This is a genomic window from Rhizobium jaguaris (assembly GCF_003627755.1).
GTDB lineage: Bacteria > Pseudomonadota > Alphaproteobacteria > Rhizobiales > Rhizobiaceae > Rhizobium > Rhizobium jaguaris.
This window is the reverse complement of the sequence record NZ_CP032694.1, coordinates 1,376,976-1,393,914: the sequence shown is the minus strand read 5'-3', so window position 1 is coordinate 1,393,914 and position 16,939 is coordinate 1,376,976. Positions and strand designations below refer to the sequence as shown.

The 16,939-nt window shown below is 59.8% G+C and carries 9 protein-coding genes and 1 pseudogene; 9 read left to right on the top strand and 1 reads right to left on the bottom strand.

The genetic code is table 11. The features are described 5' to 3' along the window. Positions 1 to 18: 18 nt before the first annotated feature. The 5 genes and pseudogenes from CCGE525_RS06780 (at position 19) to CCGE525_RS06760 (ending at position 7,156) form a co-directional block, all read left to right on the top strand. Positions 19 to 1,241: pseudogene (locus CCGE525_RS06780) on the top strand (efflux RND transporter periplasmic adaptor subunit). Then, the gene (locus CCGE525_RS06775; RefSeq protein ID WP_120703621.1) at positions 1,238 to 4,357 is read left to right on the top strand and encodes an efflux RND transporter permease subunit; all 3,120 of its coding nucleotides are present in this window, start codon (positions 1,238 to 1,240) and stop codon (positions 4,355 to 4,357) included. Before CCGE525_RS06780 ends, CCGE525_RS06775 begins: the two are co-directional and overlap by 4 nt. Before the next feature lie 233 nt (positions 4,358 to 4,590). Further along, entirely contained in the window at positions 4,591 to 5,880 is a 1,290-nt protein-coding gene (locus CCGE525_RS06770) for an Hsp70 family protein (RefSeq protein WP_120703620.1), read from the top strand. 55 nt (positions 5,881 to 5,935) lie between these two features. Then, entirely contained in the window at positions 5,936 to 6,823 is an 888-nt protein-coding gene (locus CCGE525_RS06765; RefSeq protein WP_120703619.1) for a uracil-DNA glycosylase, read from the top strand. Positions 6,824 to 6,964: 141 nt separating this feature from the next. After that, positions 6,965 to 7,156: a hypothetical protein gene (locus CCGE525_RS06760; protein ID WP_120703618.1), complete on the top strand. Its 192-nt coding sequence runs from the start codon at positions 6,965 to 6,967 to the stop codon at positions 7,154 to 7,156. Between the two features lie 486 nt (positions 7,157 to 7,642). Here the strand turns inward: CCGE525_RS06760 and CCGE525_RS06750 are convergent, their stop codons facing one another. Beyond that, positions 7,643 to 8,518 carry a hypothetical protein gene (locus tag CCGE525_RS06750; protein WP_120703616.1) on the bottom strand — a complete coding sequence of 292 codons (876 nt, stop codon included), beginning with the start codon at positions 8,516 to 8,518 and terminating at the stop codon, positions 7,643 to 7,645. A 332-nt stretch (positions 8,519 to 8,850) separates the two neighbouring features. Between CCGE525_RS06750 and CCGE525_RS06745 the strand changes: the two genes are divergently transcribed. From CCGE525_RS06745 to CCGE525_RS06730, 4 genes are all read left to right on the top strand, one after another. Continuing rightward, positions 8,851 to 10,089: an MFS transporter gene (locus CCGE525_RS06745; RefSeq protein WP_120703615.1), complete on the top strand. Its 1,239-nt coding sequence runs from the start codon at positions 8,851 to 8,853 to the stop codon at positions 10,087 to 10,089. Between the two features lie 189 nt (positions 10,090 to 10,278). Continuing rightward, entirely contained in the window at positions 10,279 to 11,388 is a 1,110-nt protein-coding gene (locus CCGE525_RS39535) for a methyl-accepting chemotaxis protein (protein WP_120703614.1), read from the top strand. A 175-nt stretch (positions 11,389 to 11,563) separates the two neighbouring features. Next, the gene (pepN, locus tag CCGE525_RS06735; RefSeq protein WP_120703613.1) at positions 11,564 to 14,212 is read left to right on the top strand and encodes an aminopeptidase N; all 2,649 of its coding nucleotides are present in this window, start codon (positions 11,564 to 11,566) and stop codon (positions 14,210 to 14,212) included. 230 nt (positions 14,213 to 14,442) lie between these two features. Next, positions 14,443 to 16,758, top strand: coding sequence for a PAS domain-containing sensor histidine kinase (locus tag CCGE525_RS06730; protein ID WP_120703612.1), 2,316 nt, complete (start codon positions 14,443 to 14,445; stop codon positions 16,756 to 16,758). Positions 16,759 to 16,939: the final 181 nt, after the last annotated feature.

Here is a 16,939-nt window from a genome sequence, read left to right as displayed (position 1 = left end):
GTTCTTAAATATGAAGAAATTTTGCTTTCTCTTGGCGTTGTCATTGTCGCCGCTCTAGCAGTCTGGAGCTACCGCGACCGTATCCCCTTCATGTCGGCTTTCGTCGATAAAGCATCGGCCAAGACCGAGGATAGCAGCAAAACTGCTGGTGGCCAGGGCAAGCGTCAGGTCGGCCCCATCGCCGTAAAGACGGTCGCCGCTGTCAAAAGCACGCTTCCGATGGACGTCCCGGCGACCGGCTGGGTCGTGCCGATCGATTCGACGACGATCGCCGCGCAGGAAGCTGGGTTGATCACGCAGATCGCCGTCAAGGACGGCGCAACGGTCAAAGCCGGCGATCTAATCGCCAAGCTCGATCCGCGTACAGCGCAGGCTGCCGTCAGCAAGGACCAGGCGAACCTCACGAAAGACCAGGCAAACCTTGCCCAGGCAGAGACCGCGCTGACCCGTGCCAATAGCCTGCTCACAAGCAATGCCGGCACTCAGGCGACCGCTGACGAAGCGCGCGCGACCCGCGATGCCGCTATTGCCACAGTCAGCGCGGACCAAGCGCAGCTTGCCTCGGATCAGGTCCTGCTCGGAAACACCGATATACGCGCGCCCTATGACGGCCGCCTTGGCGACGTTCAATTGAGCCTCGGGGCCTATGTCAGCGCCGGCACGCCGATCGTGACAATCAGCAAATATGATCCGGCCTACATCAAGTTCACCATGCAGGAAAACAACCTGCGCCAATTGCAGGAGCAGCTGGCCGCCGGTCCTGTCCAGGTCACCACCGTTCCTCGTTCCGCAAAGGGCAAGCCTCGCACCGGAACGATCACCTTCTATGACAATACGGTCAACCAGGCTTCCGGAACGATCGCCGTGAAGGCAACCTTCGAGAACGCCAACGGCGCCTTGTGGCCGGGACGCTCCGCGAATGTCATGGTTCACTTTGCCGACAACGAGCAACTCATCGTCGTGCCGACGGTCGCCGTCAGCCCGGGCCGGACGGCTACATCGCCTTTGTGGTGAAAGACAACAAGGTCAAGATCACGCCGGTCACCATTGATCGCGCCAACGGCGGCCGAACGGCCGTCGCCACGGGCCTCTCGGTCGGCGACCATGTCGTTGTCGAGGGGCAGTCGCAGCTTAACAACGGCACCGAGGTCAAGGAACAGTTCAGCGACAATCCGAGCGAGAAGGTCGCCGCGGCCGATGATGGCAAGACCGAAACCATCGCAGTTGGAGCGCAGCAATGATCCCAAGCTTCTGTATCCAGCGACCGGTCGCCACCACGCTTCTTGCCATTGGCGTGGTTCTTGCCGGTCTCGCCGGCTACCGGCTCATCCCCGTCGCGGCGGTGCCGCAGGTGGACTTCCCGACGATCAACGTCTCGGCCCAGCTGACGGGTGCCTCACCGCAGACCATGGCCACCTCGGTCGCCACGCCACTGATCAAACAGTTCGAGACGATCCCCGGCATCAGCGAAATTTCCTCGACAAACTCGCTTGGCAATACCAGCATCGTGCTGCAGTTCAATCTCGACCGCAGCATCGACGCCGCCGCCGGTGACGTGCAAGCGGCGATCTCGACCGCACAGAGGAAACTGCCCAACAACCTGACCACGCCGCCGAGCTACAGGAAGACCAATCCGGCCGATGCGCCCGTCATGCTGATCGCCGTACAGAGCGACACTTTGCAACGCAGCAAACTCGACGATATTGCCGAGAACATCATCGCTCCGTCGATTTCGACCCTGCCGGGCGTCGCCGAAGTGACCGTAAACGGCGCGCAGACCTACGCGGTGCGTATCGACGTCGACCCCAACAAGCTTCTCGATCGCGGCATCGGTATCGACACGGTCAATTCAGCCGTTGTCAACGCCAACAACCAGGTCCCGATCGGCACGTTGCAAGACGCCGCGCAGAGCATGACGATCAATGCTGATACACAGCGCGTCAACGCCGACCAGTTTCGCACTCTTGTGATCGCCAATCCCAACGGCAATCCGATTCACCTCGGCGATGTCGCTGACGTCCAGGACAGCGTCCAAAACCAGAATATCGGCAGCTGGTACGATGGCCAGCGGGCGATCATCCTGGCGATTCAGCGCCAGCCCGACGCCAATACCGTCGACGTCGTCGATGCCGTCAACAAGACGCTGCCGAAGCTGCATGCTGAAATGCCGGCTTCCGTCAAAATGACTGTTATGAACGACTCGGCCCAGCCGATCCGCGAGGCTATTTCCGACGTCAAGTTCACCTTGATGCTGACCATCGGCCTCGTCGTTCTCGTCATCTACATGTTCACAGGCCACGTGACGGCAACGATCATCCCCGGTCTCGCCGTGCCTCTTTCGCTGATATCAACCTTCGGCATGATGTATGTGCTCGGCTATAGCGTCGATAACATCTCCCTGCTTGGATTGACGATCGCGGTCGGCCTCGTGGTGGACGACGCAATCGTCATGCTGGAGAACATTCTGCGGCACATGGAAGAAGGCATGCCCGTGCGGCAGGCAGCCCTCAAGGGCGCGGCCGAAGTCAGCTATACGATCATCTCCATGTCGATCTCGCTGATCGCCGTGTTCATCCCGATCCTGCTGATGGGCGGCGTCGTTGGCCGTATCTTCAACGAATTCGGCATGGTCGTGGCCATCGCCATTGTCTCGTCGGCCGTGGTCTCGCTCACGGTCACGCCGATGCTCGGCTCGCGCCTCTCCAGCGCCCACAGCCACCCTCCCCTGCCCGTTCGCCTGTTTAACAAGGGCTTCAACTGGACCGAAGCCAATTATGGCAAGGGCGTAGAATGGTGTCTTCGCCATCGCTACATCGTGCTTGGAAGCTTCCTTGCCTCGGTGGCGCTCTCAGCCTACCTCTTCCTGACGCTGCCGGCGAGCTTCTTCCCGCAGGAAGACATTGGCCGACTGCAGATTTCGACGCGCGCGCGCCAGGATATTTCCTATCCGGCCATGCGTGACCTGCAGAACCAGGCCGCTGCAGCCATCAAGGCGAACCCGGCCGTAGAGCACGTAATGTCGGTCGTCGGCGCCAGCGCCCGCCAGACACTCAACAACGGTACGATCTATGCCCAGCTGAAGGACAAGAAGGATCGCGAACCGCTCGACCAGACGCTGCGCGAAATGCGCGCCGCAGTCGCCAAGATCCCAGGCATTCAGGTCTTCATCAACCCGCAGCAAAGCCTTCGCTTCGGCGGACGCCAGACCGCTAGCCAGTATCAGCTCATCATCCAGGCCCTCAACGCCGATCTGACGAACCAGTGGGCCAACAAGATGCTGCAGGAGATGCGCAAGGATCCGCGCTTCACCGACGTGACCACCGACGCGCAATACAACGCTTTGCAGGCCAATATCGTCGTCGACACAGAGAAGGCCGCCGCCTACGGCATCAACAACAACCTGCTGCGCACGACGCTTGAAGAGGCCTTCAGCGACTACGCCGCCGCCCAGATCCAGTCGACCGGCGACAGCTATGACGTGATCATCGAATATGATGCGAACCAGCCCTGGGACGACCAGAAGCTGTCGCGCATTCATGTGACGTCTTCGAAGGGCGAGCAGGTTCCATTGTCGGCCTTCGCGCACATCGTGCGCAATACCGGCCCGGTGACCATCAACCAGACCGGTCAGCTCGTTTCGACCACCGTGTCCTTCAACCTGCCGGCCGGCGAAGCGCTCGGCGACGCTACCGCTCAGATCGACCAGATCAAGAAGGACATCAATATGCCGGCGGACGTTTTCACGTCCTACGGCGGTACTGCTCAGATCTTCCAGCAGTCGCAGGGCAGCACGCCTTACCTGATCCTTGCCGCCGTCCTGACGATCTATGTGGTCCTCGGCGTTCTCTACGAGAGCTTCATCCATCCGCTGACCATTCTCTCGGGCTTGCCGGCTGCCGCTCTCGGCGCCCTGCTCGCCTTGAAGCTCTTCGGCTTCGACCTGTCGATCATCGCGCTCATCGGCTTGCTGATGCTGATCGGTATCGTCAAGAAAAACGCGATCATGATGATCGACGTGGCGCTGGAAACGCTTCGATCGACCGCCGGCATATCGCCGGCGGAGGCGATCCACGAAGCTTGCATTCGCCGTTTCCGTCCGATCATGATGACGACCTTCTGCGCCCTGCTCGGCGCGCTGCCGATTGCCCTCGGTGGCGGTGCCAGCTCGGAGCTGCGCCAGCCGCTCGGCATTGCCGTCGTCGGCGGTCTGGTCGTCTCACAGATCCTGACGCTGTTCATCACGCCGGTCATCTTCCTTCAGATGAATTCCTTGAACGATTACCTGGCTCGCTTCGGCAATCGCAAAGAGACGCACCAGCACGAAGAAGAAACGCCGACCGCCATTGCGGCCGAATAACCCGACGGGCGCCGCAAGGCGCCCGTTTTGCTTCGCATGATCCCGAACCCAAGAACGCTGCAGCGAAAACTCGGTTTTCGGATGGGAGCATGCCGAAACAAATGCACTCTCACATCTTGCACTTGCATTGCAGTCATGCCATGACGCGCCCTCCTTACGACAAGGGCGCGTCTCGCGTTCCATAAGGGGGTATTGCCCCATTCCAAAAAAATTCAGCAGAAGGGAGTGCGGGCATGGCTCGGGCGCTTGGTTTCGACTTCGGCACAACGAACACGGTTTTGGCTCTGGCCGATGGTCCGGCGACACAATCGGTTGCCTTCACCAGTGCCGCCGGTACCGCCGACAGCATGCGCACGGCATTGTCCTTCATGAAGGATCCGGGACTGGGCGCTGCGGCTTTGAAGGTCGAGGCGGGGCATGCCGCCATCCGGCAATTCATCGACAATCCGGGCGATTGCCGCTTTCTGCAATCGATCAAGACTTTTGCGGCAAGCGCGCTTTTCCAGGGTACGCTGATCTTTGCCAAGCGCCACACGTTCGAGGATCTGATGGAGATTTTCGTGCGCCGGTTGCGCGCCTATGCCGGTGAGGGCTGGCCGGCGGATGTCGGCCGCATCGTCACAGGCCGGCCGGTGCACTTTGCCGGCGCCAATCCGGATGCATCCCTTGCCACAGCGCGCTATAACGCGGCGCTGTCGCGCTTCGGCTTTCCAGAAATCCATTACGTCTACGAACCGGTCGCGGCTGCGTTCTATTTCGCCCAGCATCTGAAAGCGGACGCGACCGTATTGGTCGCCGATTTCGGCGGGGGCACGACCGACTATTCGCTGATCCGCTTCGAGACCCATGGTGGAAAGCTGACGGCGACCCCGATCGGCCATTCAGGCGTCGGCATTGCCGGCGATCACTTCGACTTCCGGATGATCGACAACATCGTTTCGCCGGCGATCGGCAAAGGCAGCCTCTTCAAAAGCTTCGACAAGCTGCTGGAAATGCCCACCTCCTACTATGCCAATTTCGGCCGCTGGAACCAGCTATCGATCTTTAAGACCTCGCGCGAATATGCCGATCTGAAAACACTGGTGCGCAGCAGTCTCGAGCCGGAAAAGCTGGAGACCTTTATCGATCTCGTGGAACATGACGAAGGCTATCCGCTCTATCAGGCCGTATCGGCGACGAAGATGGCGCTTTCGGCCAACGAGGAAGCCGAATTCAATTTCCCGCCGCTCGGCAAAGCCGGCCGCAAGACCGTGCGCCGCACCGAATTCGAAAGCTGGATTGCCGACGATCTCGCGCGCATCGAAGGTGCGCTGGATGACGTGCTGGCGACAACCAACACATCGCCCGAGAGCATCGACAAGGTGTTCCTCACCGGCGGCACATCGTTCGTGCCGGCGGTGCGCCGCATCTTCACCGAACGCTTCGGTCAGGAGCGGATCGAAACCGGCGGCGAGTTGCTGTCGATCGCCCATGGTCTCGCCTTGATCGGCGAGCGCGACGATATCAGCCAGTGGACGGCGTAAGGGTCGAGAGCACCCTGCCCTTTCGTTCTGCCACCGCTTTGGCTAGAATTCCCCGATGATCTCTGCCAACGACCTCACTCCGGCCGAACTTGCCGCCCTTCTGCACTTTCATGCGGAGGCTGGCGTCGAGTGGCTGCTTGAAGAGGAAGCGGTCGACCGCTTTGCCGAATTCGAGGCGCTGAAGGCCAGCCGCCAAGGCGCCCGGGCAGTCCAGCCGCGCGTGGAGGCAACGCCGCCTGCGACGCGGCCGGCGATGCAGCCGGAACGTCGCCAGGCCGCACAACCGGCCGCCTCAACGATGCCGCCGCGAAACGCACCCGCCATCCCTGACGAGCAAGCCGTCGAACAGGCCCGGTTCGCGGCCGAAAGCGCACGGTCATTGAGCGAACTCAAGACTGCGCTGGAGGCCTTCAACGGCTGCAATCTGAAAAACAGTGCCCGCTCGACCATCTTCGCCAGCGGCACCGCCGAAGGCAGGGTCATGGTGATCGGCCCGATGCCGAGTGCCGATGACGACCGCGAAGGCACGCCCTTTGCCGGGCGAACCGGGTATCTGCTTGACAAGATGTTGGCCGCCATCGGTTTGCAGCGTGACGGCATCCTGCTCACCAATGTGATTCCATGGCGGCCGCCGGGCAACCGCGCACCCTCCGCCCCGGAAATCGAGATATGCCGCCCCTTCATCGAACGGCAGATCGCGCTCGCGGAGCCGAAAGCCCTGCTGCTGCTTGGCAATTTCACCGCGCGCCACTTCTTTGAAAGCAACGAAACGATTCATGGCCTGCGCGGACAATGGCGGGACGTGACGATAGCCGGCCGGCCGATCCCGGCGATTGCCAGCCTCCATCCGCAGGAATTGCTGACCGCTCCCATCAATAAGCGATTGGCCTGGAACGATCTTTTGATGTTCAAGAGCCGCATTGATGCCGAGGTTTCGGGCTAATTTTTCATCAATGTTAATGGAAGATGAAATTTGCCATGCGTCTTTTGCATAGCAGTATTCCAGCCGTGCGCATTGCAGAATCAATGCTGCACTGCAATATATGTAGCGTGTCTTGGGAGGAACTCGAAAGGAACCAAGGCCGTGACTGCACGCTTCCGTCCTATCCATTGCGGGTTTGATACCCTGCGCCGCGCTCTCGAACCTGTGCGCGCCACTAACGGCCACCGCAACCTCGGCATTGCCGCCAACGAGCAGATGACTGCTCGCGGCACTGGCATTTCTGCCCGCGTCGGTCGTCCGACTGCCATATTCGCCGATTTTCGCGAGTGCTGAGCGACGGAAAGCCGAGACAAATCAAAGTTTAAAGCTCATCGCGATCCTTCAGATACGCTCCTTGAGCTTTAGCCCTTATGTCGCTCTCGCAAACCGCTCGCACTTTTGCGCGACATGCGTTAGCTTTGCAATTTGTACAACTCAGCTTTTCCGAATTGTATGTTGATGTGCCGCGAAAATCGCGACAGCATCGCACACGATTTTATTTTCAGGGATCATATCGTGTCTGCCGGCTTTCGTTCAATTTTCACTCTTCTCGACTCCGTAGGGCACATTGGCTCAGCGGTGCGCGCTGCGGAAGAATTTGAACGCTCCCGTGGCCTGCGTAAGGCTGGCAGCAGCAACCTGCGGCCTGCGCATGCAGCGGCCGCGGGCATCCCATTATAGGTTTGGAAAGGGTGGGATCATCGACCCTGCCCTTTGGATTTTCATAAGAGATTTTCATGAAGAGCAGCGCCGGGCCTGGCCCGGCGTTTTTTATGCGGCTTATTGTGCCGGACTGGTGCTCGCCGCGACGGATTGGGCCCACGCAAAAGCTTCGTCCACAGCAGCGAGTTTCACGGCCTGCCAGCGGCAATATTCATCGAGGAAGTCACGGGACATCCACACGCGTGTCTTCTTCGGTTCGTCATACCAGCCAAGACTGCCGTGATCGGCAGCCTTGCGCAAAAGGCGCTGCAAATGGGTGCGCGACATCATGAATTGCGCAGCGATCGCGCGCGTGTCGATGCGGCCGAGATCGACGCGTCCGTCGACTTCGGTACTCAGATCCACCCGGGATAGGAGATGGTCCATCACCAGGCCGCCCGCTTCCGTCCAGAGAAATTGGCCGACACGCTCCGGCGGCTCGCGCCAGGCGGCGGCCTCCAGGCAGTGGCGCGCCATGCGCGGCTGCGCCAAATCGACCAGTTCCGGATGAGCGGCAAGTGCGACCGCACGGCCGCCATTGTCGAGCATGTCGAGTGCAGCAAGATTGGCAAGATACCAACTGATCATTGCGGCGTGACTGATCTCGGAGGGCTCGTAGCGGCGTGGGCGCCGGACGCCGCCAGCGGCGGGAACAATGAAGCGATAGGTCAGCAGTTCCTCGACATAGCTCAGCACGGTGTTGCGGCTGGCGACGCGGTATTCCGTGATGACATCGCGGAGCTTGACGACAGTCAGGCCGGAACCGGGTATGGCTGGATCATATTCAAGATAGAGTGCATAGGCCATTTGGGTCAAAAGCCAGCGCTGATGCGAGGCCAATAGACGAGCGATCCGCGGTCCGCTGTCGTAACGAGCCCGCAGCGCCTCTGCCAAAAAACGCAGGCTGGATACGAATTCGGAATGTCGGGTAAGTTGCTCGACGGAAAAGCTCAAGCGGGCCTCCTTATGACGCCCTTCTAAAATACAAAACGGAAAGAATTATTCTAATTTTTTTGGATAAATCTGCCGTCACAGACCACGACCTCGACATCACATAGCATGCTATAATTGTTTAAAAACACTGCTATCGCAAGAAGTTAAACAAAGAATTTAACTTTAAAACCATTCTTTAGCCATCATGTTTTCCCATGACGGCGCGAGGAAAGATCGAACGATCACCTGCGTCACATGCCGTCGCGATTGATCGCGCATCGTTGCTGCGTTAGAGCAAGATGCGCTTTCGCGATGCACATCCTCTTCAACCACTCGACCGGAATCCCGCTCCAATGCTGGCCAGCCTCGTCTCGATCGCCAGTCTGATGTTGTCAACGCTGTTGATGATGGTCGGCTATGGCTTGATGAACTTCGTGGTTCCCATCCGCTCCGTCGCGGAAGGTTGGTCAACCTTCACGATTTCGGTGATCGCTACCGGCTACACCTTCGGCTTCACCCTATCCTGCATCATAACGCCGCGTTTCGTGCAGCGGGTGGGACATGTGCGTGTATTCGGTGCCCTGATCTCGCTGCTCAGCATCGGCATTCTGCTTTGCGCATTGATGGTCGATTGGCGGGCCTGGCTGGTTTTCCGCTGCATCAGCGGCTTCGGCATCGCCGGAGCCTATCTCATCATCGAAAGCTGGTTGAACGAGCGGGTCACCAACGACAACCGCGCGACCATCTTCTCGGTCTATATGATCACCTGTTTGGTCGGCTCGATCGGCGGGCAATATCTGGTGCCGCTTGGCGATCCAAGCAATACCTCGCTTTTCATTCTGTGCGGCGTCATCTTCGCGCTGGCGATGCTGCCGACGGCCCTGTCGACCGCCAAGTCGCCGACGCCGATCCATCAGGCCAGGTTCGACCTTCCAAAGCTTTACCGGCTTTCGCCGATCGCCTTCGTCGGTTCTCTGCTGTCTGGCGCCCTCTCCGGTACCTGGAGCAGCCTTGGCGGCGTCTATACCCAGAATGTCGGCATGAACACTGCGGAGGGCGCAACGCTGCTGGCCTGCGTCCTCGCCGGCGGCGCAGTATCGCAAATGCCGATCGGACGCATATCGGACCGAATGGACCGCCGCTACGTGATGATCGTCTGCGGCGTCGTCGGCATTCTTGCGTGCGTGATCATGACGTTGTTCAACGCGCATGCGCAATTGACGCTCTACATTGCCGGTTTCTTCATCGGAACAGTGCTCTATCCGATCTATGCGCTCAACGTGGCCCACGCCAATGACCGCGCCGCACCGGACGAATATGTCACCATCTCCAGTGGTATCATGCTGCTCTACGGTCTCGGCACGGTCTCCGGGCCGCTGGTCGGCGGCGCAATGATGGAAGTTGCCGGCCCATCCGGCCTTCTCTGGTTCCTGGCTCTGGCCTTCGCACTCTATGCCGGCTACGCCGGTTGGCGCATTGCCAGGCGCAAGCCAAATGAGGGGCGCGTCGAAAAAACGGATTTCCAGCCCCTACCGCTGCCCGTTCGCGGCAGCGAAACCACCGTCCGCACGGCGCAGTCTACCGCCGACTGATCGCCACGGATCTGTCCGCCAAGACTTTTTTCGGACCAAAAACGGTATAGTTACTTCATCATAAGCCGTATTAACCTTTTTAAAACCATAGCGTTTCAATTTATTTTCATCGCAGTCAATAATTCCTGCGACGCGCCATGTATTGCCGATAGCTATTTCAGTTTCTACTATTTCCGAGGTCTATATCCCATGACGGCAGCCCAATCGTCGGAACTGAGTTCCCAACAGCGCGCCGTAACACCGCGCTCGATGCGGGTCGTTACGAATGGTATCGGCAGAGACCTCGAGCGTTTCAGTACCGACAACACCAATGTCGTCAAACAGATCAAGCTTCTGGCGATCAATGCCCTCATCGAGGCTGCGCGTGCCGGCGAAACCGGCAAAGGCTTCGCTGTGGTCGCCAATGAGGTACAACGCCTGGCGCAGATTGCCACCGACATTGCGGGCAAGTTCCAGGACAACGTGCTTGGCCGGATCGGCGTCAGCCGCGGCATGGCCGAAGCGCTGGTCGAGGAAATGGAGGGCGTTCGCCTGACCGATCTCGCTCAGACGCTGGTGCAGCTCATCGTCCGCAATCTCTTCGAGCGCACTGCCGATGTTCGCTGGTGGGCGACCGACACGGCGCTGTGGGAGGCGCTTCAGGACCCGCAGCCACAGCGCGTCGCCTTCGCCGCCGAACGGTTGGGCGTCATCAATCGCTTCTACACGGTCTATCTCGATCTGGTCGTGACCGACATGAAGGGACAGGTCATCGCCTCGGCCAATCCCGCCTACCAGCGTAAGCTCGCCGGCGCCAATCTCGCCTCGGATCCCTGGTTCAGGGCAGCGGCCAGCTGCCGGTCGGGCGATGACTATATTGTCGACGAGGTCCAACCCAGCGAGTTTCACGACCGGCGCAATGTGCTCGTCTATGCCACCGGTATTCGCGAAGGCGGACGATCGGATGGCAAGCAGATCGGCACGCTGGGTGTCTATTTCGACTGGCAGAACCAGGGACAGGCGATCGTCGACAAGGAGGCCAACCTGCCGCCGCAGGTCGCCGAAAAGACCGTGGTGATGCTGCTCGACGGCAAGAAGCGCGTCATTGCCTGCAGTGATCCGAAATTGATGTTCTCGCATTTCGCGCTTGCCAATCCCGAGGGCACGACGCGAGGCAGCTATTACGACAATAACGGCGCCATCGTCGCTTACGCCAAGACGCTCGGCTATGAAGACTATGATGGCCTCGGGTGGCATGGTGTCGTCGTACAGCAAACGGAAGCCGACGATGCAATCAAGGCGGCCTTCAACCTGAAATGAAACGTGGCCTTCTTGACCAAATACTTCCCTCGCCATCACAAATTGTAGCGGCGCGACGATAAGACTTTAACTTTGGTTCAGATTTCGATGTAATGATGCGCGCGGATTTCCCGTCTGGAGCCTCCGCTCCGGATCAACGCCGCCCGCCGCAGTACAAGCCTGATCAGGATAGACCATGCGAACAGACACCGGCCAGATCGTGTATCTGGCAGATTACCGTCCCACCGACTTCGTTCTGGAACGCGTGGACCTCACCTTCGAGCTGCACCCGACCGAGACCAAGGTCGAAGCCCGGTTGATCTTCCATCGTCGCGAGGGCACCGACCGACAGGCACCGCTCGTGCTCGACGGTGACGAACTGACCCTCTCGGGACTGCTGCTCGATCAGACGGAAGTTTCGGCCGCGCAATATGAGGCCACAGCGGAAAGCCTGACCGTTCGTGATCTGCCGGAAAGCGCGCCTTTCGAGCTGACGATCACGACCATCATCAATCCGGAAGCCAACACGCAGCTGATGGGGCTCTACCGCACCGGCGGTATCTATTGCACCCAGTGCGAGGCCGAAGGCTTCCGCCGCATCACTTATTTCCCCGATCGGCCCGACGTACTTGCTCCCTATACGGTCAACATCATCGCCGATAAAGCCGCCAATCCGCTACTGCTGTCGAACGGCAATTTCCTCGGTGGCGCCGGTTATGGCGAAGGCAAGCATTTTGCCGCCTGGTTCGATCCGCATCCGAAGCCGAGCTATCTCTTCGCTCTCGTCGCCGGCGACCTTGGCGTCGTCGAGGATACGTTCGTCACCGCATCGGGCCGCGAAGTAGCGCTGAAGATCTATGTCGAGCATGGCAAGGAGCCTCGTGCAGCCTACGCCATGGATGCGCTCAAGCGATCGATGAAATGGGACGAGGAGCGCTTCGGCCGCGAATACGATCTCGACATCTTCATGATCGTTGCCGTCTCCGATTTCAACATGGGGGCGATGGAGAACAAAGGCCTCAACGTCTTCAACGACAAATACGTCCTTGCCGATCCGGAAATCGCCACCGACGCCGACTATGCCAATATCGAGGCGATCATCGCGCATGAATATTTCCATAACTGGACCGGCAACCGCATCACCTGCCGCGACTGGTTCCAGCTCTGCCTCAAGGAAGGCCTGACCGTCTATCGCGATCACGAATTTTCCGCCGATCAGCGTTCCCGGCCGGTGAAGCGTATCGCTGAAGTCCGCCATCTGAAATCGGAACAGTTCCCGGAGGACGGCGGGCCGCTTGCCCATCCTGTTCGCCCGACGAAATATCGTGAAATCAACAACTTCTACACCACGACGGTCTACGAGAAGGGCAGCGAAGTCACCCGCATGATCGCCACCCTCCTGGGTCGCGATCTGTTCAAGCAGGGCACGGATCTCTATTTCGACCGTCACGACGGCCAGGCCGTGACGATCGAAGATTTCATCAAATGCTTCGAAGACGCGAGTGGCCGCGACCTGACGCAGTTCTCGCTCTGGTACCATCAGGCCGGCACGCCACTGGTGACCGCTTCCGGAACCTACGACGCCGGCGGCAGGAGTTTTACCCTGTCGCTCGAACAGATGATGCCAGTCACCCCCGGTCAGACGACCAAGGAGCCGATGCACATTCCGCTGCGCATGGCACTTTTCGCCGAGGATGGCGCCTTGCTGACGCCGACATCGGTGACCGGCGCGGAGCTGACCGATGACGTCCTCCACCTGACCGAGCGGGCACAGACGGTCGTCTTCCACGGCATTCCTTCGCGGCCGGTGCTGTCGCTGAACCGCAGCTTCTCGACGCCGATCAATCTGCAATTCAGCCAGAGCGCCGGGGATATGGCGCTGATCGCCCGTTATGAAACCGACCATTTCGCCCGCTGGCAGGCGCTGATCGATCTTGGGCTGCCGAACCTGCTGCAGGCAGCTCGTGACGCTCGCCAGGGCATTGCGGTCACTTGCGACGCAGCATTCGTCGATGCGCTTTTGGCGGCGGCCAAGGACGAGAGCCTGGAACCCGCCTTCCGCGCCCAGGCGCTCGCCCTGCCGAGCGAAGCCGATATTGCCCGTGAGCTCGGCGGCGATAACGATCCGGACGCAATCCATGCCGGTCGCCAGGCGATCCTCGCACTGATCGCCGAAGCCGGAAAGGACGTCTTCACCGCCCTCTACGACAACATGCAAACACCGGGTCCTTTCAGCCCGGATGCCGCCAGCGCCGGACGGAGGGCATTGCGTAACGCTGCGTTTACCTATCTGTCGCAGTCGGACAATGCGCCGGCGCGCGCCAAGGCTGCCTATGACGCCGCCAATAACATGACTGATCTCAGCGCTGCGTTGACCATCCTCGCCCACCGTTTCCCGGAAACGGCAGAAGCCAAGGCAGCGCTCGAAAACTTCCACGATCGCTTCGCGGAAAACGCGCTGGTTATCGACAAATGGTTTGCCATCCAGGCGGCTATTCCGGGCGCGGCAACCTTGGAGCGTATCCAAGGCCTGATGGAAACACCGCTTTTCAAGCGCACCAATCCGAACCGCATGCGTGCGCTTGTCGGCACGTTCGCCTTCGCCAATCCGACCGGCTTCGGCCGCGCCGACGGCGCCGGCTACCGCTTCCTCGCGCAGGAAATCCTCGATATCGACCAGCGCAATCCGCAGCTCGCGGCGCGCATCCTGACCTCCATGCGTTCCTGGCGCTTGCTGGAGCCGGTTCGCGCCGATCACGCCCGCTCCGCTTTGATGCAAATCGAACGTGCCGGCGGCCTTTCGACCGACGTTCGCGATATTGTGGATCGCATCCTCAAGGAGTGATTTTCTCCTTGCTTATTGGTCATCAAGGCGGGTGATTTGCACCCGTCTTTTCAGCCACAACGAGTCCCGGACATCCGCGCCATTACCATTGCGAGTGCAAAAAAGCATGAAATCGCATATGGTTAAGAAAGTTTTACCGCTGCCTCTGGACAAGGCGAATCACGAGTGATTCATTAGGGTAGATTCGGGCGAGCGGCGCAGCGAATCACACGAGGGACAAGGCTAGAGCGATGGTGGACGTGCGGCGGGCAACCGCGGCCGATGGACGGCTGCGTGTTAATTTCGACGGTCTGAAATCCTGGCATAGCGGTGTTACCGATCGAGCGGGAATGCGCGCGGAGACGATTTCGCGCCGCTTTCCGCAGGCCGAACATATTCTGAAGCGGGTTATTCCCGTTCTCATCGTCTCCTTTCTGATGGTCGTCGCTGCTTCGCATTTTTTCGGCATGATGATGGAACATGGGCGAATGACGGCTGCGGCGCGGCGCGCAACATCGCTCTCCATTGCCGCCGCTTCCGCCGCCTTTTCCAATGATGCCAGCCTGTTCCAGGCCGGCGACCGGAACGGCGCCGAAAAGAAACTCGCAACTTACCTTCCGCAGGACCGACTCGACACCGGTGCATTCGTCCTTCTCGTCCAGGCAAGCGGCCGCGTTTTTGGCTCATCAGCAGCCGGCTCCGCCTATATCGGCTTGACGATTTCCGATTTCTTCCCGGAGGTTTCCACCATCAGAAGTTTCGGCGACCATGCCGGCGTAATCGAAACGATGATCGATGGTGCGCCCTTTTATGCGGCGATTTCGCTGATCGGCGACAGGGGTGATTTCGTCCTATCGGCCGCCTCGATGGAGCAGATCGACAAGCTCTGGCGCGATGAGCTGACCCTTAATGTCACGCTCTTCGCCGGCATCTCCTCCATCCTGCTCGTCGTTCTCTACGCCTACTATACCCAGGTGAAACGGGCACGCGACGCCGACGAGATCTTCCTCGAATCCAATCTGCGCGTAGAAACCGCCCTGTCGCGCGGCCGCTGCGGTCTTTGGGATTTCGATTTCGCCAGCCGCGAATTCTTCTGGTCTCGGTCGATGTACGACATGCTCGGCCTGCCGGCCGCCGACCGGCCGTTGTCGTTCATCGATGCGGCTCGCATGATGCATCCCGACGACAATAGCCTGCATATGCTGGCCCGGTCGGTCACCCGCGGCAATGCTGGCCAAGTGGATCAAATCCTGCGTATTCGTCATGCCAAAGGGCACTATGTCTGGATGCGCGCTCGCGCCCAGGTCATCCGCACCAATTCCGGTCGTGTCCATATGATCGGCATCGCCATGGACGTCACCGAGCAGCATCGGCTGGCACAGCGCTATGCCGAGGCCGACCAACGCCTGGCGGACGCGATCGAGTGCACGTCGGAAGCTTTCGTACTCTGGGACAAGAATGACCGCCTGGTGATGTGCAACGGCCATTTCCAGCAAGCCTACGGCCTCCCGGACAAGGTGCTGGTGCCGGGAACCGAACGCGCCGTCGTCAACGCTGCAGCAGTCCGCCCCGTCATCGAGCGGCGCATCGTCGATCCCGACCGCTCCAACCACTCGCAGACGACGGAAGTGCAGCTTGCCGATGAGCGCTGGCTGCAGATCAACGAACGCCGCACCCGCGACGGCGGCCTCGTTTCCGTCGGCACCGACATTACCCAGTTGAAGCGCAACCAGGAGCGTCTGCGCGATTCCGAGCGCCGGCTGATGGCGACGATCAACGATCTCTCCGCCTCCCGGCAGATCCTCGAGCGGCAGAAGGCGGAGCTTTCGACCGCCAACACCAACTATCTCGCGGAAAAAGAACGTGCCCAAGCCGCCAACAAGGCCAAGTCGGAATTCCTCGCCAACATGTCGCATGAGCTGCGCACGCCACTCAACGCCATTCTCGGCTTCTCCGAAATCCTGCAGGACCAGATGTTTGGGCCGCTGGGCTCAGCAAAATACAATGAATATGCCAAGGACATTCACGACAGCGGCAAGCATCTGCTGAACGTCATCAACGACATTCTCGACATGTCGAAGATCGAAGCGGGCCATATCAAGCTCTCCTGCGAGCGGATCGATCTTGCGCCATTGATCGAGGAATGCCTGCGCTTCACGGCCATTCCGGCCGCCTGCAAGGACATCCGCGTCGAACAGCGCATCTCCTCCGGCATAAAGCTGACGGCCGACCGCCGCGCCATGAAGCAGATCCTGCTCAATCTCCTCTCCAACGCCGTGAAGTTCACCAACGACGGCGGCCGCATCGCGGTGCGTGCGCGCAAGGTCGAAGACGCCGTGATGTTGACGATCGCCGACACCGGCATCGGCATTCCGAAGTCGGCGCTCAGCAAGATCGGTCAGCCCTTCGAGCAAGTGCAAAACCAATACGCCAAGAGCAAGGGAGGCTCAGGCCTCGGGCTTGCCATTTCGCGATCGCTGACAACACTGCATTGCGGCCGCATGCGCATCCGCTCGCGCGAAGGCATCGGCACCGCGATTGCCATTCGAATTCCGGACCTGGGATGAGCTTGGGTTGCGGCTCGTCTATCGAGTCGCGACATTCCTGCACGACGTCATGACCGAAACGCGCACCAAAGACATTGCAACGCGCCCTTCCATTCACTTGCATGATGTTGAGGTATCATGTTCGCCCCGACGTCGGGGCTAAATGGACATGGCATTTTTCGGGGCATTGTAGGATGATGAC

Bases quoted from the DNA above. Each gene is read 5' to 3' on its own strand.
- CCGE525_RS06775 (WP_120703621.1), top strand. From the start codon at position 1,238: ATGATCCCAAGCTTCTGTATCCAGCGACCGGTCGCCACCACGCTTCTT.
- CCGE525_RS06770 (WP_120703620.1), top strand. From the start codon at position 4,591: ATGGCTCGGGCGCTTGGTTTCGACTTCGGCACAACGAACACGGTTTTG.
- CCGE525_RS06765 (WP_120703619.1), top strand. From the start codon at position 5,936: ATGATCTCTGCCAACGACCTCACTCCGGCCGAACTTGCCGCCCTTCTG.
- CCGE525_RS06745 (WP_120703615.1), top strand. From the start codon at position 8,851: ATGCTGGCCAGCCTCGTCTCGATCGCCAGTCTGATGTTGTCAACGCTG.
- CCGE525_RS39535 (WP_120703614.1), top strand. From the start codon at position 10,279: ATGACGGCAGCCCAATCGTCGGAACTGAGTTCCCAACAGCGCGCCGTA.
- pepN (WP_120703613.1), top strand. From the start codon at position 11,564: ATGCGAACAGACACCGGCCAGATCGTGTATCTGGCAGATTACCGTCCC.
- CCGE525_RS06730 (WP_120703612.1), top strand. From the start codon at position 14,443: ATGGTGGACGTGCGGCGGGCAACCGCGGCCGATGGACGGCTGCGTGTT.